Below are 24330 nucleotides of genomic sequence, written 5' to 3'. Positions count from 1 at the left end.
GCTTTATTCCTGCATGAAAAAGTAATTATGGAGACAGCATTTTTAACCATTCAATCGGCAGAAAAAATCACTCTGCCTGAATTAAGGCGGTCTATTCATTATGAGCCTATAATTATAAAAGAAATGTTGGCTGCAGTTCAGCTATGTGACGATGGAAGAATTATCTGGTTCAACCACATGTTTTAGCGCCATCGCCGATCGGCAACGGATATTGGAAATATCAAAGCCTACAAATCCGCTGGTGAGTGTGATAAATTTTGAGGAAATCAAACGCTTTGACGATGAAAACGTTTGGCTATTTCAATTATGAGGTAAATGAAGCCCTGCATCTATCTGAAAGTGAGGAAATAATTTTGGACACAGTGATGGCAATATCGCCAAGGAAGTTGCCTTTCCCATTGATAATTATAGCCAGGATGTTATGGTATCCCACATCGAGCTGTTACTAAATTATTACAACGGTTTTTCCAACAGGCAATTTATAACCCGACGGACGGCAAACAACGGTCTGTTGATAAAGGAGGAAAAGATACTGACCCATTATTTAACGCTGGGCAGGTGCAGGCATTGGGGGTTTCCACGGTCCAATACGTCTCGTCCAAATTAAATGTATCGGCCGATTACTTGAGCGATATGCTCCGCAATCTTACAGATTGAACACACCCATTATTTAATTGAAAAAGCAAAAGAAATATTAGCTAGTACCAATTTATCCGTGAGTGAGATTGCCTACCAATTGGGATTTGAGTATCCTCAATCCCTCAATTAGCTTTTTGTAAAGAAGACTGCTTTTTCCCTTTGGAGTATAGGAACCCTTTTAGCTCAAACTAGAAAACATTATCCTGGGTCGCTGTGATTGAATAGCAAACTATCTTTGTTATTTGCAACACTTCATTTGATTCTCGCAATTCCTTAGCCCATCCAATCCGGATCTTTGTTTAACAAAAACAGAGAAAAATGATAATGATAAGAATTTTTACGGCCGTACTGCTGATTGTGGTGGTCATAATGGGGTTCAAGCAGGGCATAGCTATGTTCAATGGGAACGAAGTTGTGTTGGAGATGTTCGGTAAGTTCAATTTTAGCAGGTTTTGGGTGAAGGTACTTGGGGGACTGACCATATTGGCGGCAATAATGGTGCTGTTCCCACAAACGTATGTGGTCGGCAATGTACTGATGGCCTCCCTGATCCTTTTGATCTTGTGCCTCCAACTTTCAATAATGGATATCAGGGGTGCAATGATCGAGGTACCTTTTCTGTTAATGAATCTTGCACTGATCTATTTTCAGTATCCAACAGTAAAAAAATAGCATTTCGACAGCACCTCATTTTCAAATTTATTTAGTCAGCAGCGACAGATGTGGGTTTTGGTTCTAAGCGCCAAAACCCTTATTTCGTTATGGCAATTCATGGCAGATTGTGTATTACGGAATTACTTGGTAATTTTAACAAGAATTCGACGCGCATGAAAGAGGAAAAGTTAAGGATTTTCAATGATCTCCATGAACAGTACAAGCATCTTGGATTACCTGTCTCGCTAATCGACCGACAGAGCGATTTCACCATCTTCAACCTTGCGGACATCAGGGATATGATTACCATTCGCTCGCCCATCAGCAGGCTGAATTTTTTTGTGTTTGCATTTGTGAAGAACGGTCAGGGGAACTACACGATCGATGAACAGCGTTTCGATATCCGTCCCAGTACTGTCTATTTTACCAACCCCGGACACTCTCGATCATTCGATTGGGCAGAGGTCGAGGAGGTTTATCTGATCACCCTTAGCGAATCCTTTTTAAAGGAGAATGTACATGCAGATATATTCGAGGAGTTTCCCTTTTTGCTGGCCGAAACCTTTCCGGCACGGGTGCTGGCCCCCGAGGTATTTGAAGAATTTGAACGACTTTACCTACAGATTCACAAGGAGTATGTGTCCCATTCGCCATTTCGCAACCGCCTTATCGGAAATCTTTTTGTTGTGCTGCTGCTGAAGATCAAGGAGTACTTTTGGCTTGATTATAATCCCATATACGAGGGCAACAGGAGTTCGCATATCGTAAAGAATTTTAAGAGACTCCTTGAAAAGCACTATCGGGACCTAAGTAGCGGCATGTTGGATCGTGCCTACCGTGTACAGGAATATGCGGATGACCAGAACCTGCATCCCAATTACCTCAGCAGCGTGATCAAGGCAAAGACAGGAAAAGCAATTGGTACTTGGATAGCGGAAAAGACCATAGCGGAGGCAAAGTCCCTTTTGCAGAATTCATCTATTTCAATCAAGGAAATCAGTTTCAGGTTGGGATTTTCTGAATCGGCACACTTTAGCAACTATTTCAAGAAGCACACCAAGATTTCCCCTGCCAGCTTTCGCAGTGAACACATCCTCAATCTTTCCAAGGGGTAAAAACTCTCCTCCTAATTGCAGAAATGCCCATATAAAAAACTGGCATGAATTTTACTTCATGCCAGTCAAAACAAATAGTTGCCCGCTAATATTTTAGCTTAGTTGGTCGCCCCACCGTTTACCAAAAGGTGCTGGCCGGAAATGAACGAAGAAAGGTCACTTGCAAAGAACTCTGCCGCATTGGCCACATCTTCTACTTCTGCCAAACGCCCCATTGGGCAGCTGTCTAACAGTTGCTTGCGGAGTTCTGGATAGCTATCGGCTTCCGCAAAGATTCCAGAATGGTCAACCGCGAATGGGATAATGGTATTTACCGTAACTCCCTTGTAGCCAATCTCCTTTGAAAGGATTTCTACAAGGTATTTTGGAGTGGTCTTGCTACCTCCATACACCGCCATTCCCGGGACTGGGTATGATGTTGTACTTGAGGCGACATAAATGATACGGCCATTATCGGTTACGTGCTTGGCGGCCTGCTGCATCGTAAAATAGGTGCCTTTGGTATTGATGGAAAATACACGGTCGAATTGCTCTTCGGTAAAATCGGTTACCGGCGTTTCTACCAGTTCGATACCTGCATTTGCCACTACGATATCTATCTTGCCGAAGGTACTGATCGCTTCTGCAAAAAGTCGCTGTACATCTGCTACCTTGCTAACGTCTGCCTTTACGGATATTACCCTTACGCCCATGGCTTTGATGTTGCTCACTACTTCGTCTGCTGATGCCTTATCGCGTGAGTAGTTAATGATGATGTCTGCACCCAATGCTGCATAACGTTCTGCGATTGCTTTACCTAGGCCTCTTGCTGATCCTGTGATCAATGCTACTTTATTTGTTAAATTTGTCATGATTTGAATAGTTAAAATGTTTGTTAATGATTTTGGTTAAGAGAATGGTTGGTTTTTTGGGCGTTTACTTTTTCTACAGCAGAGTCGTTAAGCCAGGCGAATAAAAACCCAAAGAATAATGGAATGGCTAGTTGTAAGATCGGGAGTGGGGCCAAGGGTGGGTGTACACCGAATACGACGATCAACCCCAGGAACCACGCCGGAATATTATTCAGCGTTTTTGTTCTGGCGAAATAGGCTAGTGATCCGATAAAGATGAACACGGCAATCGGAAAGCCCAAAGTGCCAATCACTTTGCCCAGTACGCCTCCAGTTAGCTGAATCAGCACGCCCATCAGGATGCCAAGCCCTATCTGTATGAAGGCTTTAAGTGAGGACAATACCGTCTTCCCAAATAGGTAATAGCTTACCCAGGCGATGAACATTACCCATGTTGGCCATGCCATGGCGAAGGATATACTTACTGCAACTGCACCGAACAGGCCGAAAATGATTGCGGTTATAAACGTTTTCATAAATTTTAAGATTAATGGTTGTGGATTATGATTTGATTATTGATTGCTCAGTTAGGCCATGGCGCCATTAGCTCCGATATTCTGTGCCGAAATCCATTTGGCATCATCGCTGGCAAGGAAGGAAACAATTTTTGCAATATCTTCGGGCTCACCGATGCGGTTAAAAGCTGAAAGTGAGGCAAGACGGTCGATAACCTCTTGTGGTTTCCCTTTCGTGAAAAGCTCGGTATTGGTAGGTCCTGGAGATACGGAATTCACATTTATGCCCCTTGCACCAACTTCTTTGGCAAATACTCGGGTAAGTTGTTCAACTGCGGCTTTCGAAGCTACATAGGTGCTATAGGTGGGCATCATCACCCGGGTGGTGGTTGAAGAGAAATTAATAATGCTGCCATTGTCGGCAAGCTTGGTAGCTGCTTCTCGCATCGTATTAAAAGTTCCCTTTACATTGATATCAAACTGACGGGTGAAATCTTCATCGGTTGTATCCTTAAGGAGTTTTGTAATCATGATACCGGCATTGTTAACCAGCACATCGATTCTTCCATAACGGGCGATGGTAGCATCAAAAAGATTTTTTACCTCGTCAGTTTTGCTCACATCAGCTTTGATGGCAATAGCATCGCCACCGTTTGCTCTTATTTTCTGCAACTGCTGCTCAGCTGCATTTTCATCTCCCGCAAAATTGATGATTACTTTGGCCCCGCGAGCGGCTAATGTATTTGCAATTTCTGCTCCAATTCCTCTTGATGCTCCGGTTACTAAGATTACTTTTCCTGTTAAATTTTTCATGTTGTTGTTATTTTAAGTTTTTGTTTCTTTTTGATATACCAAAGGTCTACTTAAAACAGAGGGGAAAAATGCAGGATCCAAAGCATTATATGCAAAATTCAAAGACTATAATTTTAAAAGTCAAATTCAGCTGATCTGAATAAAAATCTACCATGAAAATGGGCACTATAACAAAACGATGCGGCAAATCAATATCATGCTGGCGCAGGTCTTATATGAATAAGAGAGGTGAATATGAGGTTTGCCAAAAATGCAATGATGGCAATTAAACCTTGAATTATTCCAAAGGATCTTCGTCAATCTTTGAAATTCTAGTCAAGTCATCAAATAAATTTCTTGAAAAGTACACAGTCTCGGGAAGATTAGCAATGATATTAGTGGAGAATACTTCATTAAAAATTATTTCCATGTAAGGAGATTATAATCAGTTCTTAATATATTTTTGTACTTACAACTCAGTCATAAGTCAGCCCTCCAAAATATTAATTATTCTTTGGATATTTTTTAATTGTTCCGTGTTCGCAATTTGCAAACAAAGAACATAGGTATTTAGATTTATTGTATTGTTGCAAATTTATATCTTCAGCTTTTAATCATTAATTAAATGGAGACTATTCTACTACAATCCATTACGGTGGATGAATTTTTTGAAAAAATGAGGGCGATTATCAAAGAGGAACTCAAAAGTGTACTGCAACAGGATCAGTTATTAACTAAAGAAGGCGCACTAAAAATAACGGGTGCAAGCAATGCCGTCTTTTTAAAGGCAATCAATGACGGTGTCGTCAAGCCGCAATTGGTCAAGGGCAGAAAAAAGGCAATGTACCTAGAGTCGGAAGTGCTTAAGATACAAGTCCGCCGAAGAAGAGCCGAACATTAAAGTTGATATCTTTCTTCGTCCTTAACGGGAATGAAATTTGATTTTTTGCTGGTCAGTAGTTCAAGTGCCTTGTTGGCATAATTGAAATTTTCACACCATTTTTTAGTTCGCGACTTTATTTCGCTCTTCATGTATTTTGAAAAGTGATATTCAAATTTGACCATGGCATAATTTCCCTTGTATATATCTATGTACTCTTCCAATTTATATTCAAAAAACTCTTCTTCCAATCGTTTTAGATCTTCCTTGATGATCTCAGCCGAAGGTCTTGGTGGATTGGAAGTGTTGATGTCAGATAGGTCTTCTTCGAGCAGGTAGGGTCTGTTCTTATGTTGCTTTTTGTTCGATAGGGCAGAGGCTATCTTTTTGTTAAAGTTTTCCCTGTCCGCCTTGAGTTCCATATACCTTTTTAGGTTGACGTTCCTTGCTTTCAGCTCTTTAGCCAAGGCTTGGATATCTACTCTGTTGTAATAGTGTGATTTTCCCTTGATGAAAAAATTGGTAAACTTGAATTCTTCCCTTATGAATTTGCCCACCCCGTAGTGAGAATCCTTAAAATATTTATAAAGATCATATTCAGTTACCCATGCATCGCTTTGCTTCTGCAGTTTTTTAAATTCATCGGCAGCCTTGTCCAATACATTGGGTGACAGTTGTTTGCTTTTGGGAAGGTACGTTGTACCCACCAATTTTACAAGTGCCATTCTTAGTTCCTTCAGTTCATCAAGTATTTGTTTCTCCATAGTTAAAAATAATTATAAAAATAGTATTATGCTACTCTTGGCCATTTTTTGCAATATACCTTGAAGCAAGAGGTAATAGGTTCTTTATGCGAACATAATCTTATCTTTACATGTGAAGTCATCATGAGTCTTCCGAATTTATATGGCGATTAAACTTGATCTAGACCTTATTAACAAAATAAAGAAAATTGTAATCACGTCATTGGTGTCAGACGATGATTTATATGAATTACTGATCCTTAAAGGTGGCAATGCAATTAGTCTGGGTTATGGGCTGGAAGACCGGGCATCGTATGATCTAGATTATTCATTGGAAGAGGATTTTCCTGATAAAGATAAAGTTGCCCATAGAATAGAGGAGCTATTGGTTGAAGGTTTTGCCTTAAATGGTTACGTCTGTTTTGAATATGAGTTTTTGGACAAACCCAAAACACAGACCCAGAACTTTGGGTTTTGGGGTGGGTATAACATTCTTTTCAAGCTTATAGAAGAGAAGAAATTTAAAGAGATCAATGGGGATTTGGCTTTAGCCAGCTCAAAATTTGCATTGGCTTTAAATCCAGGAGGCTCCCCTAAATTCAGCATCGATATCAGTAAATTTGAATATGTTGGAGGGCATGTTGTAACAAGGGAAATCGACCACATTCGATACCAATTATATGCTCCAGAACTGATTGTTGCAGAAAAAATCAGGGCACTTTGTCAGAAATTACCCGAATACACCACAGATATCTTGCATCAGAGTAAGCCTGAAAAAGATCGTGCGAGAGCGCGTGATTTCTATGATATTTATGTGCTTACACAATACGCTCCGTTTGATGCATCATCAGCATCTTTCAAAGAAATACTAGGGCATGTGTTTGATGCAAAAAAAGTTCCCCATACTTACCTGAAAAAAATCAGGACAATGAAAGATATCCATAGATTGGATTTTGATGGACTGATTGATACCATCAAGGACAAAGAAGCTAAAGAGAACGGGTTTGATTTTTATTTTAACTATGTCCTAGACATGTTCGAAAATGTATTGGATTAACGAAGTCCTTTTGGATAATAAATATTCCAATCTTCTGAAAATTCCATTTCCTGCATATCGTATGCAAGGTAAAATTTATATTCTCCAGTAAGTTCCCTGAATTTTTCTAATTGTTGCTCTTTAAATGCGCCTGATTTTTCCATATAAAAGCCTATAGCTTGGTGATAAGGATAAATGAAGTCCATTCTTTTGAGATAGCTTAAAAGTTTGTTGACAGATACCTTACTGTTTTCTCCTGCATTTTGGTATGCTTTGAGCACTTCAAATATTCCTCCGGAATAAGAAGGCCTAACTGTCATGTCAATGAGAGTTCTTTCAATGTCTGTTACTCGCAAGTTCCTTGCTGAGCCTATAGATTTTACACCTAGGTTGCCAGTTGACTTACCTCTAAGTAATACGATTTTTACCCCTTCCCAATCTGCTATTGCCTCAGACGTTCGTTGTGGCTTTTTAAAAGCTTTGTCAATATTTTCTTGTATTAACCCACGTCTAGCTATTTCTGGCACAATTTCGTGCTTGGCTGATTGTTCAACTGTCACATATATGGTCTTTGGTATTTGTTCAGTAAGACCATTCATACTTGAGGCCGTAAAATGAGATAGGTAGGCTTTATTAAATGATGCAGATGCAATTTCTTCGGGCGTAGCATTTCCATACATGAATAGTCTCCTGGATTCAACACTGGAAAAGTTCAGTTCGATCTCTCTAAAATCAGTCTTCTCAATAAGTTGCATTAAGAATTTATCGGTTGTCATTGATTGAGGTAATCGCCATGACTGCCTTCCATCTTCAAATATCCCCTCAATTTCTGAATAGGTGAATAAGTTTTTGTTGCTATCGGTAAATTGCTTAACGATGCTTTTTAAGGAAGTCGTAAATCGTGAAATACCTGCCATTTTATATCATTTACAAAAAGTATATATACTTTTTGTATTCCAAAGTTAATGATTTAAAATGACATTGTCAAGAGGGGTTAAAGATAATAGTTGGCTATTTTAATTAAACACGACAAGGTATATATACCTTGTCGTCAAAGTTACAACATTTTTTTTAAAAATCAAGTATGCCGTGTGCATTTTTTTAAAAAAATGCAAGGACAAATTTGTAGCTGGCTGTGATAATGGAGTACGAAGTGAATATTTAGAGGGTATTAATAGAAAGCCCTGCTATAACTGTATAGGAGTAATATTATATTAATGTGATAATTACCAAAAGTATATATACTTTTGGTATAACAAAGTTAAGGATTTAAAATGACAATCTGAAGTGCGCTAAACGATATATAGGAAGATTGTTTGGGTTAACTAGGGTTAATACTATTAATTACCATAAAGTATATATACTTTATGGTATACAATATATATAGAATATTTTAAATTACGTATATTATATATAAAATATGACAAATGAATGTAAATACCTTTACGGTATTGATAGTTGTAAAACTGTCTCCATAAAGGGAGTTTGTAGTCAGATTTATATAACAATTTTGTCGCGATATTAAGTATTGCGACAAAAACACTATTTGTATTGTCGCAATACAACTTGACAGCTTTATTGAAATATGCAATCAAACCAAATTTCACAGTCAGCCCAAATCACTCCGTCTTAGTGTTCTATAAATCTTATAAAAGCATCATTATTGCTCAATAGAACTGCTTATGAAAACTTCCAAAAATCGCCTAAAAAATGCGTTCAAAAAAAACTCAATTTTTCCCTTTATTTTTAGTCATTTTAGGTACTGTTGATGATAAAAACTCAGCCAAGCTCAATTAAAATATCGGAGGATAATTTCAGTAATATGTTTGTGGCGAATGTTTTATTCTCAACGTTAGGTGACTGAATAAACGACCTTTGAATATGATTGGAGCGTATTTTTGTTTTTCTTTGGAGCCGATCAGACTAATTAAGAAAACACGAAAAAGCATAAAAAAAATATGGGTAAAATTCAGCCATGAAAATTTTAGAGTTGTAGTAGAAATTTTTCAGAATTTTCGGAAATATGAGCAGTGTAGAATATGAAATTATCCACTCACAATTTTGAAGTTTTTTTTGAAAATTCAGCTAAATTTCGTAAATTAGATAATAGCAAAAATTTATAAATAGCAGTTAAAATAGTTATTAAGGTAGATTTTTGATGATTTTTAACATTGAAAACTCTGCCAAAACTCAGCCAAATTACCCAAAATGACAGATAAAAAACCCCTTTTGGAGTATCAAAAACAGCGTTTAGAGGACGCAATTGATGAAATATCCACTCCGATATTCTCCACTTAAACGCATAATTATTTGTTTTTCAAATAGTTGTGCGTTTTTTTTGTTTAATATTTGTCTGAGATTTGGCTTTTTAGAACGTTAATATGCTCTAATACAATTCTGTGGCTATAAATAGCATCAAGTGGAGAATATTGCATTTGGTACGAGAGTTCATGAATTATTTGAGAACGAATGATTTACTTTTTTATAACATTCGTTGCCTAGCCAAAAGTCAGCCATAGTTGTTTGAGTGAAGCAGCTTTTAAGTACTCCAATATGCAAACTGGTTGGTATTACCGCCGATATCATCGGTGATGAAACAATTTACCACTTTTTCTTCTTATTAGATAAGCGTTCACAACTTGTGGAACTATTCCTTTATTAAATCCCAGCCAATATGAAAACCACTAAAAAGAAAATCACAGTAAAGGATCTCGACAGATTGATAGTGATTGGCACTTCGGCAGGAGGGCTTGAGGCGCTAAAGGAATTTGTTGAACATCTCCCAATTGATTTTCCGGCGCCGATTTTAGTAGTGATGCACATCTCGGCAGATGCTACGGGCAAAGTATTGATAGACACGTTGAATTCAGCTGGCAAGCTGACATGCGTTCACGCCACAGCTGGGATGCAGGCCAAATTAGCGCATATCTATTTTGCACCACCTGATCATCATATGCTGATAGATTCTAGTGGAAGGTTAATGGTAACAAAGGGAGCCCAAGAAAACCGCTACCGACCTGGGATCGATCCGCTTTTTCGGTCGGCGGCGGTCGCCTATGGCAATAGAGCCATCGGAATTATACTGACTGGATATCTGGATGATGGAACTGCTGGTCTAATGGCAATTAATAGGTGTGGCGGGATTTGTATTGTACAGGATCCCTCTGATGCGGAATATCCCGATATGCCAAATAATGCACTTGGTCAGGTGAGGGCAGACTTTAAAATCCCTATTTCTCAGATGGGGGTAACCCTAACAAGGATCCTTTTGGATAAGCTTCCAAAGCAAGTGAAGATTCCAAAAGACATTGTTCGAGAGTCTGAGATTGCTGAAAGGGTGCTAAGTGACCTCCCTTCAGTAAATGCATTAGGTGATCAGGTACCGTTCAACTGCCCCGGGTGCGGCGGAGTGCTTTGGCAAATTAGTGAAGGGCCTTTGCTTCGGTTCCGATGCCATACTGGACATTCTTACACGGCAAAGGTGCTAATTTCTGAACAGACCAAAAAGATAGAGGAAACGATGTGGACGGCGCTTCGCATGTTTGAGGAGCGTCGGAATCTTTTGACTACGTTCTCAAAAAGCCAGAGTGGTGCTTCGGCGAAATCTTCGATGGAAAGAGCAGAGGCTTCACAGGTACATATCGATAGGATCAGAAAAATATTGAAGTCGGATGACAGGGGTGTATTAGAAAATACGCCTGATTAAGCTTTTAAGATATCGAACTCTAAAGCTTGGCTAAAGTTTATGTGCTTATATATCATGGCGTGCTATAACCAAAGTCCTAGTGGGTTTATTGGGAAGCCATCCCTTTCATTTCTGGGGTCGCTAGATATTAAAACTCAACAGGATCAAGAGCCCAAATGAAAACCTAATGGAATTCATGAAATCCTCTTTCACAATCCAGATTTAACTAAAACATATTCTAATAATGCGGAACTCGAAGGTCCGTGTCATTTTGCCCTAGTTGTAATATTTCTTTCTGAACTAGTAAATAAACGTCTGAAATAGGCTATGAAACAGGAATTAGATGATCTCCGGGGGTTATCTGGAAAGTGGTCACTGGATTACGTCAGTCCATTTATAAGGCCCATTATCTATGATGGGGTGGTTAATTATTCAACAATCTCTAAAAATGTATTTGTGATAGATTTGATTAGATTAAAAGTGTGGATGTAGAGTAGTACCTCACTTTGCGAATTTTTCATCAAGAATTTTCGAAAAACCCCCAATTTCAATCAATTCGTCCACAAAATGGTTCGAATTACGCACCGCCACTGACCCCGAAATTTTCAAAAGTCAAAATCTTAATGGTTTTGGCCTTTTTTACTCCTATAAGGAACTTTTTGTGGTATTCGTTAGAATAACTTGTTTTTTTCTAAAACCCAATCTTTTCTAAGACCTCATTTTTCGCATATTTATTGCATTTTTTAAAGTTCGAGCAACATTGCCCATCTTTATGGTGCTTCTCGAACACCATTTCTTAAAGCAATGTCAATTTCTTCTTAACTGAAAGAGCAGCTAGGTCATGCTCAATTCTAAAATTTTTTCTGCTGTCTCTAGATCTATTTCGCGACCATGTTTTTGCAAAATTCTATATAACCATTTCTGGTGTTAGTGATCTTTTCATATGTGTTGTTCGATTTTTTAATATTTGAAGGCAGCTTGACAGAATTGTCCACCACTCACTGATGGTAGAACTTTTTGGTGAATCATTAAGAGGGAGAAACTCTAAAATAGAAACTGTATTTTTGTAGAAACAATGTTATTAACCAGACATAGAAATCTGAAATCTTGAACGGATTTGCATAACAACTTTTGCTCTTTTCTACATCAACTCTGAGGGTCAATTTGAAATTGGCAAAAGAGGATCAGATTTATTGGTATTTCCAAAAGATAGTATTATCCATCTTTTTTTATTTTTAATCCATTTTTCCAAATAGAATTAAATGCCAACTTTAATTTCTAACCAATGATAAATTTTCGTGTATTGCATTTTAGCTTTTACTACAAGCATTGTTGTTGTATAGTCAAATAAACCTTTTTTTTAAATTTAGAACGAACGTACTTTTATGCTTTTTTATTTCACTAAAACGATTAATGTATTAATTTTACTGATGTTATTGACCATTAGTTTAGGTACATATGCCCAAGAAATTGTTTCGTTAAACAGTTCTTCTATGCAACTATGGAGTATTAAGCCTAAAAAAGAAGTAGGTGATATTATCACTTTCTGGAAACCGGATTTTAAACAACAAGACTGGGTAAAAGCAGTTGTGCCTGGAACTATTTATACCTCGTATGTTGAGGCTGGATTGGAAAAGGACCCGAATTTTGCTGATCATATCTGGAAAGCAGACAGAGCAAAGTTTGATCAAAGTTTTTGGTATGTAACCAATTTCGAGGTGCCAATATCTTTCGATAAAGAAAAAATCTGGTTAAATTTTAATGGGGTTAATCGTAAGGCCGATGTTTATTTGAATGGAACGAAATTAGGTGCGTTAAATGGCTTTATGGAAAGAGGGAAATATGATATTGGGGGCATCGTAAATAAAAACAAAAAAAATATTTTGGCGGTTTTAGTAGATATGCCCCAAAGGCCAATGGCCAATTCGGCTAGCCCTACTTATGTATCTAGCGGCGGTTGGGATTGGATGCCTTATGTACCTGGTTTAAATTCGGGAATTACCGATAAGGTATTTCTATCAAATTCAGGTAGTTTAACCATCCAGGATCCTTGGGTTCGTACTAAGTTGCCTACCAATGCTAGAGCCGACTTGAGTATTGCTTTGGCTATAAAAAACACAGAAAATGAAGAGCAAACGGCCTATATTAATGGGGTAATTATGCCCGGTAATATCGAGTTTGTTAAAAAAATAAAGGTCGATGCCAATGATGAGATTTCTTTTTTGCTCGATAAAAGAGAATTTGAACAACTAGCCATCAATAACCCCAAGCTTTGGTGGCCAAATGGATATGGAGAACCAAATCTTTATACCTGTAAACTTAGTGTTGTAGTAAATAATCAGGTTTCGGATACGCAGACCATAAAATTTGGGGTTAAATCATATACTTATGATACCGTCGGACAAGTTTTTCATCTCTATATTAATGGGAAAAGAATTTTTGTGAAAGGTGGAAACTGGGCCATGTCTGAATATATGTTGCGTTGCCGTGGAGAGGAATACGATACCAAAGTTAGGTTGCATAAGGAGATGAATTTTAATATGATCCGCAATTGGATCGGATCAACCACTGACGAAGAATTTTATGAGGCGTGCGATAAATACGGCATCATGATTTGGGATGATTTCTGGCTAAATTCCAACCCCGTTCTTCCTCGAGATGTGAATAATTTTAATGCCAATGTAATTGAGAAAATTAAGCGGTTTAGAAACCATCCATCCATTGCAGTTTGGTGTGGCGATAATGAAGGTTGGCCAGAAGCGCCATTAAATAATTGGCTGAAAGAAAATATTGCCACGTTTGATGGCAACGACAGGTATTACCAAGCTAATTCTCACGCCGATAATTTATCGGGAAGTGGGCCGTGGATGAACAAAGACCCCCGTTATTATTTTACGCAATATCCTACTGGTTTAGGTGGTAATGATGGTTGGGGCTTTAGAACCGAGCTAGGTTCGGCTGTATTTACAAACGTAGAGAGCTTTAAAAAAATGATCCCTAAAGAAAACTGGTGGCCAAGAAATGATATGTGGGATAAACACTTTTTCGGTACCTGGGCTTTTAACGCTGGAGCCGATCAATACGAACAAAGTATCAATACTAGATATGGCAAAGCCACGGGGATTGAAGATTTTTGTAAAAAGGCTCAATTGCTTAACATTGAAACCAATAAAGCCATGTATGAGGGCTGGCTAGACCATATTTGGGAAGACGCATCGGGGATTATGACTTGGACAAGTAATGCCTCAAACCCAACTTTTGTTTGGCAAACCTATGATTATTATTATGACTTAAATGGAGCCTATTGGGGCGTAAAAGAAGCCTGCGAACCTATTCATATCCAGTGGAATCCAGTAAATAATGAAATTAAGGTCGTTAACACGTCGGCTAACGACATGAATGGGCTAACAGCCGAGGTTAATATCTTTAACATGGATGGCAAACAGGCTGCAAAATACAATCAAGTAGCCAAAGTAAATTCGTTATCCAACGCCGCGGTTACGGCTTTTAAACTCCCATTTCAGGGGGATAAAGTGAATTTAGCACTGAATAAACCTTGTGTGGCATCTTCAAGTTCGTACAGTGATGTAGCGATGGTTAACGATGGAAAGAACGATACCAGGTGGGCAAGTAATTCGACCAATGATGAGTGGATTTATGTTGATTTAGGCAAGAAGGAAGTCGTTACCGGTGTTAAATTAAACTGGGAACAGGCCTATGCCAAAGTTTTTAAAATTCAATTATCAAATGATGCGAAAAGCTGGAACGACGCAATGGCTCAGGTTAATGGAAAAGAAGGCATACAGGAATTCATATTTTCGGAAGAAAAAGAAGCACGTTATGTGCGCATTTTGGGAATAGAGAGAGGTTCGTATTGGGGTTATTCTCTATGGAATTTTGAGGTGTTTGCCGGCGACGTTCCAAGTCCTGATTTATCTAGCGTACACTTTTTAAAGCTTAAACTTACCGATGCAAAAGGGCAATTAATATCGGATAATTTATATTGGAGAGGAATTAATAAAAAAAATTTTACGGCATTAGGTCAATTGCCTAAAGCCAAACTTGAAGTTGTTTCTACAGAAAAAACAGTAGGTGATAAGCATTTCATTGAGGCAAAAATTACCAATCCGAAATCGGCAAAAACAATTGCATTTGCCGTAAGGGTACAACCAGTTAAAGCGAGTAATGGCGAACAAATATTGCCACATATGATTAATGATAGTTATTTTACCCTTATGCCGGGCGAAAGCAAGGATATTAAAATAGAATTTAAATCAGATTTGATAAAAAACGATTCGGTAAAACTATCAGTGGTACCATATAATAATTAAAAGCCTATCTTTTGTGCAATTTTTTATAGCGAGATGGCGATGTGCCAGTGATAAGTTTAAACAAACGCGAAAAATAATACTGGTCTATAAAACCTAGCTCAGCACAAATTTCTTTAATGCTCATATCGCTAAAATATAGGTATTGGCAAGATTCCTGGATCTTAAGTTGGTTGAAATAGTTAATTGGTGAACTGCCTGTTTTCTGTTTAAAAGACCTAAGGTAATGAGAAACCGATAAGTTTTGTTGCATCGCTAAATCTTCAACAGAAAATCGTTCTCTTAGGTTTTTCTTCATATAAAGAATAGATTTACTAATAGAATTTGTGTTATAAACATCAGGATTTACCTCTTTGTAATAGATAAACGACGACATAAAGTTTAATAGCTTAATGTTAATGATTTCCATGTCTTTCTCATCAACACTATGTTCTAATAAAGTATAAATTAAATTAAACTGTTTAATGCGACTTTCTACAAATGGTATCTCCTGTACATGTGCCAAACTCCCTTCGGTAAAACGATTGTAAATATTTTCTGCTATGTCGCCACTAAAGTGTACCCAGAAAATACTCCAAGGGGTAATTTCATGGCTTTGATAGTGGTGACTTGCATTTTTTGGGATGATATAATAAGAATTTGGACTTAACAATAATTTCTCTCCAAAAATATGGATATAGCCAAATCCTTCGGTGCAGTAGAGTAGGATATACTCTTTGCTGCCAAATTTTCTTACAATGTCATGGTTAGCAGCCTTTGGGTAATGACCAATTGCCGTTAAATAAAAGTTTTTAACTATGGGGTTATTAATAACTTTTTTCCTAATGTTCGGAGGGAGTACAATTCTTTTCTGGCCAATAAAACCTTCCTTAATTTTTTTTTTAGGTTCAATGATTTTTTGCTCCATTAAAATTTTTGAGAAATGTAATTGTTGAATATTTGGTTAATTGTAATAATAGAAATATCGACTAGGTTGTTTGTACATTTAGAGATATACAATATAAGTATTTCTGATTTAAAACTACAGGACTTTTGTATAATAAATGATATTTTTTTCATTCGCCCATAATTTGTATGTAATGATAATATTGTCCATCTTTTTTTCGGGTTTATCCATTTTAAGAGGAGCGTTTCTGTCCTAAGTTTACTAAACCAAATATAAAATGTTATGATTTTCATTCCCACAGATCCGTAATTGCTTCTTACTTTGGCGCAGTTGACATGCCAACCCAGCCGATATACTGTAGAGTATAAGTAAAGCTCAAATTGCCTGCGCAAAACTGGCAATATTTAAATTTAACTAACCAAATAATTTATGAAGTCATTTTTTACTAATCATTCGGGCATTAGGTGGCTCTGCCGAGAACGTCTTTTTTTAAATGTGTTTAAATGCATCCCATTTTTATTCCTTATTTTAATTGGTTCACAGGTAACCGCTCAAACCAAAACAACCATTACCGGAACTGTTCGAGATACAGCAGGGATAGCCTTACCTGGCGCAAACATAAGCATAGAAAATACCAAGGCAGGTACCCAAACTGATAACAACGGTAAGTTTGTTCTTGATGTTGTTAAGGGTAATACTCTTCGAATATCATTAGTGGCTTACCTCGAAAATAGAGTTACTGTAACAGACAATACTGTGTATGACATAGTTTTAAAGGAATCGGTAATGACGGGCGATGAAATTGTGATTACGGCCATGGGACAAAAGCAACGGAAAGAAGCTGTAGTGGGTTCTGTAACCACAATTAAACCTAGCGCTTTGAAGATACCGGCCAGTAACCTAACGGCTGCGCTTGCAGGTCAGGCAGCGGGTATTATTTCATATCAGCGTAGTGGCCAGCCCGGACAAGACAATGCCTCTTTCTTTATTAGGGGAGTAACCACATTTGGTTATAAGCAAGATCCCTTGATTTTAATTGATAATGTTGAGTTAACGCCCAATGATCTTGCTCGTTTACAGACCGATGATATTGCAAGTTTCTCTATATTAAAAGATGCCAGTGCAACGGCACTTTATGGTGCTCGTGGTGCCAATGGCGTAATTTTAGTAAGTACCAAAGAAGGCAAGGAGGGCAAAGCCAAAATTAATTTTCGTTCAGAGTATTCATTGTCGCAATCTACCCAAACGCTCGAACTTGTAGATCCTATTGAGTATATGATGCTTTTTAACGAAGCCTCATTAACGCGTAATGCCGCTTTACCTTTACCTTTTACGCAATCTAAAATAAATAATACACAAGCTACAATAGCGGGTAAGGCGGGTAGTAACCCTTATGTATATCCTGCGGTTAACTGGATAGATATGTTATTTAAAGATAGGGCTAGTACGCAACGTAACAATTTAAGCATTAGCGGGGGTGGTGGCGTAGCTAAGTATTATATTTCTGGCTCATATAACATTGATAACGGAATTTTAAAAACAGATTTACGTAATAATAATGAGAACAACGTTAATTTTAAAAATTACCAGTTGCGTTCAAATATCAATGTTAACTTAAGTAAAACAACCGAGCTTATTGTTAGGCTTTCGGGTACTTTTAGCGATTATAATGGACCCATTACATTAGATGGTTCCTTTGCTTCTGATTTGTATGCGATAGCGTCTCATGCCAGCCCGGTTTTATTCCCTGCATATTATCCCGCAGATGAGGCAAATGCCGGGGCAAACCATATTTTGTTTGGAAACGTAGGAGGACCGGATGGAACAAACAATAACAGTATTCTATATCCCAATGGTAATCCCTATGCACAGCTTTTAAAAGGACATAAAAATTCGTCAGAATCGCGGATGTCTGCACAGTTAGAGCTTAATCAGGATTTTAAATTCATAACAGAAGGACTTAAACTCAGAGCAATATTTAATACCAACAGGTATTCTTATTTTGATTCGCAACTTTCTTATTCTCCATATTTTTATAGCGCAGATAGTTACAATAAGCAAACCAATGTTTATTCGTTAACTTGGCTTAATCCTAAGAATAATGTAGCCAATAATGTTCCGACAGAATATTTGGTGTATAATAAAAACGAACCTAATGCCAACTCCTTTTTTTATTTTCAGGGAGCTTTAGATTACAATAAAAAATTTGGAAACCATACAGTTAGTTCTACACTGATTGGTACTGCACAACAAACGCTTTATTCGAGTGCAAGAGATCCAAGAACAAATACAACTACGCTACCTTATTCGTTGCCTTTCCGTAATTTAGGCTTGGCAGCTAGAGCAACTTATTCATTTAAGGATAGATATTTTGTAGAGTTTAACTTCGGGTATAATGGCTCTGAACGTTTTTCAGAAGCCAATAGATTTGGTTTTTTCCCAACTATAGGCGCTGCTTGGGTGCCTTCAAACGAGAGTTTTTGGAAACAGAATGATATTGTTAACCGACTAAAAATACGTTTTAGTCACGGTTTAGTTGGTAACGATGCCATTGGTTCCCAGCGATTTTTCTACTTATCTGATGTTAACCTAAACGGAGGTAACTTTGCACAGTTTGGTATAAATAACCAAAATCAATTGAATGGAGTAACCATAAGAAGTTATGCAAATGATAACATTACTTGGGAGACTTCGAGGCAAACTAATTTAGCAACTGAAATTACCTTGCTAAAAAACCTTAATATCATTGCCGAACTTTATAAAAACCATCGATACGATATTTTGCGCTCACGTAATATTCCATCTACCGAAGGTTTTGAAGCTGATGTATTAACCAATCTCGGCGTAGTAGATTCAAAAGGGATAGATTTATCGCTTGATTATAAACAGAACTTCAGTAATGGCTTATGGAGTACTCTTCGTGGAAATTTCACTTACTCTACCAATAAATATACCTATATCGAAGAGCCTAATTATCCTGAAACATGGAGGCACTTTATGGGACAGCCTATTAGCAGAGGTTATGGGTTTATTGCAGAGCGTTTATTTGTTGATGATCAAGAAGTTGGCAATTCGCCTACGCAGGCATTTAATACAAGCGATGCGTATGGCAATACAATTACCGGGGCGGTTCCAAGAGGGGGCGATATTAAATACAGAGATTTAAATGGAGATGGAAGAATAGACGACTTGGATATGGCATTTTTAGGTTATCCATCCACCCCTGAAGTTGTATATGGTTTTGGCTTCTCAAGTGGATTTAAAGGATTTGATCTTTCGGCATTTTTCCAAGGCCAGGCAAGGGTATCTTTCTTTATCGATCCAAGAAAAACAAGTCCTTTTCTTGAACGTAATGTAGCTTATGTAGAAGGTAGAGCGCAGGTATTAAAAGCTTTTGCAGAGAGCCACTGGTCAGAAGAAAACCAGAATTTATTCGCCACCTATCCTAGATTAGGAACCAGTTCTGCCGTAGTCGCAAATAATTTACAACCTAGTACTTGGTGGCTAAGAGATGGAAGTTTTATCAGATTAAAATCGGTAGAAATTGGCTATACTCTTCCAAATAAGCTATTAAAGTCTTTAAGGCTTTCAAATTGTCGCATTTATCTTAATGGCCTGAATTTGGTTACCTGGAGTCCTTTTAAAATGTGGGATCCAGAGTTGGGCGGCAATGGATTTTCTTATCCAATCCAGAAAGTATTCAATTTCGGTTTAAATATGAATTTATAATGATAACAGAAAAAATAAAAGATATGAAATTCTATTATAAACTGACCTGCTTAATGGTGCTTTGCATCATAGGGGTGTCTTGTAAAAAATATCTGGATGTTGTTCCTAATAACGTGGGTACGCTGGACTATGCTTTTTCGAATAGAAATGAGGCTGAAAATTACCTTTTTGGATGTTATAATACCTTTCAAACATTAAATAGAGAAATTGTAAATAATGTTGGTTTTGTAACCTCTTCTGAAATTATATATCCCAACTTAGATGACAATCCTTTCAACAAAATTACAGGGGCGGGTTTTAAGCTGATAAGAGGGGGTGTACAAAATGTATCAAATCCGGTTATTGATTACTGGAATGGTGCAAACGGAGGGCAACCAATTTACGTTGCGCTTAGAAGGTGTAACATTATGCTAGAAAACATTGATAAACCCTTCGATTTGAAAGAACCTGAAAAGAAAAGATGGATTGCAGAAATAAAGTTCTTAAAGGCCTATTATCATTATTATTTAATTAGGCTGTATGGACCAATTGTGTTAATTAAAGAAAACCGCGCTATCGATGGCCTGATTGAACAAACAAAAGTAAAAAGATCAAGCGTTGACGAATCTTTTGCCTATGTAATCCAGTTGCTTAACGAAGCTACACCAGATTTACCATCTGCTATTGGAAACAAACTTTTAGAATATGGCCGTGCTACCAAATCTATGGGAATGGCTTTAAAAGCAGAAGCGTTAACAACTGCTGCAAGCCCATTATTCAATGGTAATCCAGATTATGCAGGTTTTAAGGATAAAGATGGTAAAAATCTTTTTTCAACAGCAATTGATCCACAAAAGTGGAGTGCGGCAGCTAAAGCATGCAAAGAGGCAATTGACGAATTTGAGTCTCGAGGTGGTGTTTTATACGATCGGGTTCCAACAAATAAAGTCGAAAATGTTTCTGATGAACTAAAACGTGTATTGAAACTTCAATCCGTTATTACAGAAAAACGTGACCAAAATCCAGAATTGATATGGTCATCTCAATTCAGTTTCGAATATCAGGGCTACGTATTTCCAAAGCTAACTACCGATGCAGTTTCTTTTGGTAACGAACACCCTTCAAACTGGTCTGTACCCATCTCTACTACTGAATTATTTTATACCAAAAACGGCGTTCCCATAAACGAGGATAACACTAGTGCATTTGATTATGCAAACAGAAATACGCCGCAATTTGGCGATAACAGCAATAAATCTTATATCAAAATGGGCTATGAAACCGCAAAAGCAAACTTTAATCGTGAGCCAAGGTTTTATGCAGCTCTTGGTTTTGATGGAGGGATTTGGTTTGGTAACGATAAGAGAAATGAGAGTGATGCATTTTATGTACAGGCAAGAGGACCTTTTGCTATTGCTGGGCCAAAAAGCCAATTCGCTACAAACATTACTGGATATTGGCCTAAAAAACTTGCGAATTATTTATCGATAATGAACAATGGGATAGAGTTTGAAAGCTATTATATTCCAGTTATGCGCCTTGGGGGTTTGTATTTGCTTTATGCCGAAGCATTAAATGAAGAGGGAGGCGCATCTAAACAAGATATTTTGTTATGGATAGATAAAGTACGTACCCGAGCGGGTTTACCTGGTGTGGCAAGCGCATGGCAAAACTATTCAAAAAACCCAACTAAGCCCGATAGCAAAGAAGGTAGGCGTGAGATTATTCATCAAGAAAGACGGATAGAATTATGTTTTGAAGGCCAAAGTGGTTGGGATTTACGTCGTTGGAAAGAGATACAAGGTATATTAAGTAGGCCTTTACAAGGTTGGAATGTAAATGAAAGCACTGCGGCAAATTATTATCGCCCTAGAACGGTTGCTGTACCATTTTTTGGATTAAAAGATTATTTATGGCCTATCCGAAATTCTGAGGTTGTTATCAATGAAAACTTGGTTCAAACCCCATTTTGGTAAGCGTGTAAAATTTGCAGATTAATATTCAAATATAAATTATGTTATGAAAAAAATTAATTACAGAAAAAACCTTGTCTTTTTAATATTAGCCATGGTTTTGATGACTATATTGTTTGCTTCGTGCAAAAAAGTAGAAAATGGTTTTGAAGCTGTATCTAATGATATGACAAAACCTGGTGTGGTAAGCAATGTTAAGGTAGAGAATATTAACGGAGCCGCTAGAATTACCTATACCTTGCCCAATTCAAAAAACCTCTTATATGTTTTGGCCCGTTACGCTATAAATGATAATCGTATAAGGGAAACAAAATCAAGTTATTATACCGATACCATATTTGTAGATGGTTTTGCAAGAGAAAAGGACTATGAAGTTACTCTATATGCTGTTAGTCGAGCTAATGTAATGTCTGATCCTGTTGTGGTAAAAGTACATCCAAAAACGCCAAATTATATACTTATTAATTCGGCGCTCAATATTACACCAGATTTTGGAGGAGCTAATTTCTTTGGTTTAAATATAAACAGGGCATCACTTTCCATGCATTTACTTGTATATAACGAAACCACAAAAACTTATGATGAGCAGGAACCTGAATATGTAAGCACAGATACTATTGATATTTCTATTAGAAATTTACCACCAACGCCACATAAAGTTGGTGTATTTACAACGGATAGGTTTGGCAATGTTTCTGATACCGTATTTAAAACAGTTACTCCTTTATTTGAGACCCTGCTTGATAAAAGCAAATTTTTTACCTATCATTTATCAAGCGATGCCCCAATTGGCTATGGCTGGGAGTTTCGTTATTTCTTTGATGGCAATCTAGGTGATCCGGGATGGCATACCTTAAGCGCACCCAAAACCATCGGTACGTTTGGCATGGGGGTAACGGCCAAAATAAGCCGATTTGTGGTTTGGCAAAGGCCTTCAGACTATTATGGTTATCAAAATACCCGTAAGTTTACTTTATGGGGATCAAATAAAGATAATCCAGCAGATGTAGCCCTGCCAAATAATTCGACCGAAGGCACTGTGGCCGGCGATTGGATCAACTTGGGCAATTTTATTTTTCCAAATCCACCATCCGGCTTATTGCCAAGTCAGGCTAATGCTGCCGATAAAGATTTTGTGGCCAAAGGTGTTAATTTTGAAATGCCAAAATCTGCACCGGCTGTTAAATATATCAGATACGAATGCACACAAACGTGGGGAGGCTTGGATTATGTCAATGCAATGGAAATAAGTATGTATGGCAGTCCTTTATAGGGATAATATTCAATTTAAAAATTAGATCATGAAAATTATATTTAATATCACTTTCATCTGTTTTATTTCCATTGTTTTTTTTGGCTGTAAAAAATACGATGATGATTATTTGACTTATCTGGATAATAAGGAGATAAAATATTCAGGGAAAATTGCAAAATCTGGCTATAATACAGGTAATCTGCGAGCCGAGTTGTTTTGGAATCCTAGTCCAGATCCTAGTATCACTAAATATGTAATTACCTGGAACAATGGCGCTAGCAAATTAGAGTTAGCAGCTACTTCACATAATCCTAGCGATATAGTGAGGGTTGTTGTACCTAACCTCGAAGAATATGTATATTCCTTTTCGGTGGTTTCTTATGATAATGAAGGCAATAAATCTATTGCAACCGAAATTAATAACGTAAGGGTATTTGGCGCAACTTATATAGCCACATTGCTTAATAGAGCAATAAACACAAGCGAGCCCTACAGTTTTTTGTCTGATGGAAAGTTGCAGTTAAACTTTAATAAAAGAGATACCATGAATGTTGCTACCACTATACGTTACACGAATACGCTAGGCGCAATTGAAGAAAGACAATTATTGGCAAATGATAATTCTATTGTTATCCCGAATTATAAAACAGGTACTGGCATACAATATCGCTCTTCTTATATTCCTGAAGTCGGCGCAATTGATGTATTTAATGTAGCTCAATTTTCAGATTTTCCAACCATCATAAAAATTACCGAATGTGATAAATCTCTTTTTAAGGAAGTAAATCTCCCAACAGATATTACTTCAGAATATGGCTGGATATTACCACACCTGTGGGATAATACTACAGGGCAAGATCAAGGTTTCCATACTGGAGGCTCAGGTATGCCGCAGTGGTTTACCATTGATCTTGGCCAAACCGTTACATTAGATAATTTTAGGCTTTGGCAACGTGAAAATGCATTATATGATGTTGGTAATCTTAAGGTGTTTGAGGTGTGGGGCAGTACTAATCCAAATTCAAATGGAAGTTGGGATAGCTGGACAAAATTGCAAACGTTTACCTCGGTTAAACCATCGGGTTTACCTGCCGGACAAACAAGCGATGGAGATAAAACATTTGCCAAAGCTGGCGAAAAATTTATCTTCCCCACAACAATTCCAAATGTAAGGTACATACGCATTAAGGTACTTCAAACTTGGGGTGGTGCAAGTTATCTTCATTTAACCGAATTAACTTTTTATAAACGTAACTAACTGATCTTTCTGCGCTACCATTATATCATCAAT

The 24330-nt window shown here is 37.5% G+C and carries 16 protein-coding genes; 10 read left to right on the top strand and 6 right to left on the bottom strand.

The annotated features are described in order from the left end of the window. Positions 1–957: 957 nt before the first annotated feature. Together EZ428_RS11655 and EZ428_RS11650 are read left to right on the top strand one after the other, a co-directional pair. On the top strand, positions 958–1311 hold the full coding sequence (locus tag EZ428_RS11655; protein WP_205945670.1) for a hypothetical protein: 354 nt from the start codon (positions 958–960) through the stop codon (positions 1309–1311). 155 nt (positions 1312–1466) lie between these two features. Beyond that, complete coding sequence (locus tag EZ428_RS11650) at positions 1467–2408, top strand: helix-turn-helix domain-containing protein (protein ID WP_131553313.1); 942 nt, start codon at positions 1467–1469, stop codon at positions 2406–2408. 98 nt (positions 2409–2506) lie between these two features. Here EZ428_RS11650 and EZ428_RS11645 read toward each other — a convergent pair whose 3' ends face one another. Genes EZ428_RS11645 through EZ428_RS11635 form a run of 3 tightly spaced genes read right to left on the bottom strand, consistent with a single transcriptional unit; the run spans position 2507 to position 4566 of the window. Next, positions 2507–3259 carry an SDR family NAD(P)-dependent oxidoreductase gene (locus tag EZ428_RS11645; RefSeq protein WP_131553312.1) on the bottom strand — a complete coding sequence of 251 codons (753 nt, stop codon included), beginning with the start codon at positions 3257–3259 and terminating at the stop codon, positions 2507–2509. 23 nt (positions 3260–3282) lie between these two features. Then, positions 3283–3774, bottom strand: coding sequence for a DUF1097 domain-containing protein (locus tag EZ428_RS11640; RefSeq protein WP_131553311.1), 492 nt, complete (start codon positions 3772–3774; stop codon positions 3283–3285). A gap of 51 nt (positions 3775–3825) precedes the next feature. Next, positions 3826–4566: an SDR family oxidoreductase gene (locus EZ428_RS11635; RefSeq protein WP_131553310.1), complete on the bottom strand. Its 741-nt coding sequence runs from the start codon at positions 4564–4566 to the stop codon at positions 3826–3828. A gap of 604 nt (positions 4567–5170) precedes the next feature. On the opposite strand from EZ428_RS11635, the gene EZ428_RS11630 reads away from it, so the two are divergent. Further along, a complete protein-coding gene (locus EZ428_RS11630) occupies positions 5171–5446 on the top strand; it encodes a hypothetical protein (RefSeq protein WP_131553309.1) in 276 nt (91 codons plus the stop codon). Here EZ428_RS11630 and EZ428_RS11625 read toward each other — a convergent pair. Then, on the bottom strand, positions 5443–6189 hold the full coding sequence (locus EZ428_RS11625; protein WP_131553308.1) for a hypothetical protein: 747 nt from the start codon (positions 6187–6189) through the stop codon (positions 5443–5445). The genes EZ428_RS11630 and EZ428_RS11625 overlap by 4 nt on opposite strands. Before the next feature lie 142 nt (positions 6190–6331). Between EZ428_RS11625 and EZ428_RS11620 the strand changes: the two genes are divergently transcribed. After that, entirely contained in the window at positions 6332–7225 is an 894-nt protein-coding gene (locus tag EZ428_RS11620; RefSeq protein WP_131553307.1) for a nucleotidyl transferase AbiEii/AbiGii toxin family protein, read from the top strand. Here the strand turns inward: EZ428_RS11620 and EZ428_RS11615 are convergent. Continuing rightward, positions 7222–8121: a type IV toxin-antitoxin system AbiEi family antitoxin domain-containing protein gene (locus EZ428_RS11615; RefSeq protein WP_131553306.1), complete on the bottom strand. Its 900-nt coding sequence runs from the start codon at positions 8119–8121 to the stop codon at positions 7222–7224. The genes EZ428_RS11620 and EZ428_RS11615 overlap by 4 nt on opposite strands. Before the next feature lie 1757 nt (positions 8122–9878). Between EZ428_RS11615 and EZ428_RS11610 the strand changes: the two genes are divergently transcribed. Further along, on the top strand, positions 9879–10910 hold the full coding sequence (locus EZ428_RS11610) for a chemotaxis protein CheB (protein WP_131553305.1): 1032 nt from the start codon (positions 9879–9881) through the stop codon (positions 10908–10910). 1364 nt (positions 10911–12274) lie between these two features. Beyond that, the gene (locus EZ428_RS11600) at positions 12275–15220 is read left to right on the top strand and encodes a discoidin domain-containing protein (protein ID WP_131553304.1); all 2946 of its coding nucleotides are present in this window, start codon (positions 12275–12277) and stop codon (positions 15218–15220) included. Positions 15221–15224: 4 nt separating this feature from the next. On the opposite strand, the gene EZ428_RS11595 is transcribed toward EZ428_RS11600, so the two are convergent. Next, positions 15225–16124, bottom strand: coding sequence for an AraC family transcriptional regulator (locus EZ428_RS11595; protein WP_131553303.1), 900 nt, complete (start codon positions 16122–16124; stop codon positions 15225–15227). 408 nt (positions 16125–16532) lie between these two features. Here EZ428_RS11595 and EZ428_RS11590 point away from each other — a divergent pair, with 408 nt between their 5' ends. Genes EZ428_RS11590 through EZ428_RS11575 form a run of 4 tightly spaced genes read left to right on the top strand, consistent with a single transcriptional unit; the run spans position 16533 to position 24297 of the window. Further along, on the top strand, positions 16533–19832 hold the full coding sequence (locus tag EZ428_RS11590; RefSeq protein WP_131553302.1) for a SusC/RagA family TonB-linked outer membrane protein: 3300 nt from the start codon (positions 16533–16535) through the stop codon (positions 19830–19832). Further along, positions 19832–21787, top strand: a complete 1956-nt coding sequence (locus tag EZ428_RS11585) for a RagB/SusD family nutrient uptake outer membrane protein (RefSeq protein WP_225871043.1) — start codon at positions 19832–19834, stop codon at positions 21785–21787. The genes EZ428_RS11590 and EZ428_RS11585 overlap by 1 nt, the downstream gene beginning before the upstream one ends. Positions 21788–21830: 43 nt before the next feature. Next, the gene (locus EZ428_RS11580; protein ID WP_131553301.1) at positions 21831–23057 is read left to right on the top strand and encodes a DUF4959 domain-containing protein; all 1227 of its coding nucleotides are present in this window, start codon (positions 21831–21833) and stop codon (positions 23055–23057) included. A gap of 28 nt (positions 23058–23085) precedes the next feature. After that, entirely contained in the window at positions 23086–24297 is a 1212-nt protein-coding gene (locus EZ428_RS11575) for a DUF4998 domain-containing protein (protein WP_131553300.1), read from the top strand. The last annotated feature ends 33 nt before the right edge of the window (positions 24298–24330 follow it).

This window comes from Pedobacter frigiditerrae (assembly GCF_004331645.1).
Taxonomy (GTDB): domain Bacteria; phylum Bacteroidota; class Bacteroidia; order Sphingobacteriales; family Sphingobacteriaceae; genus Pedobacter; species Pedobacter frigiditerrae.
This window is presented reverse-complemented; position numbering and strand designations above follow the sequence as displayed.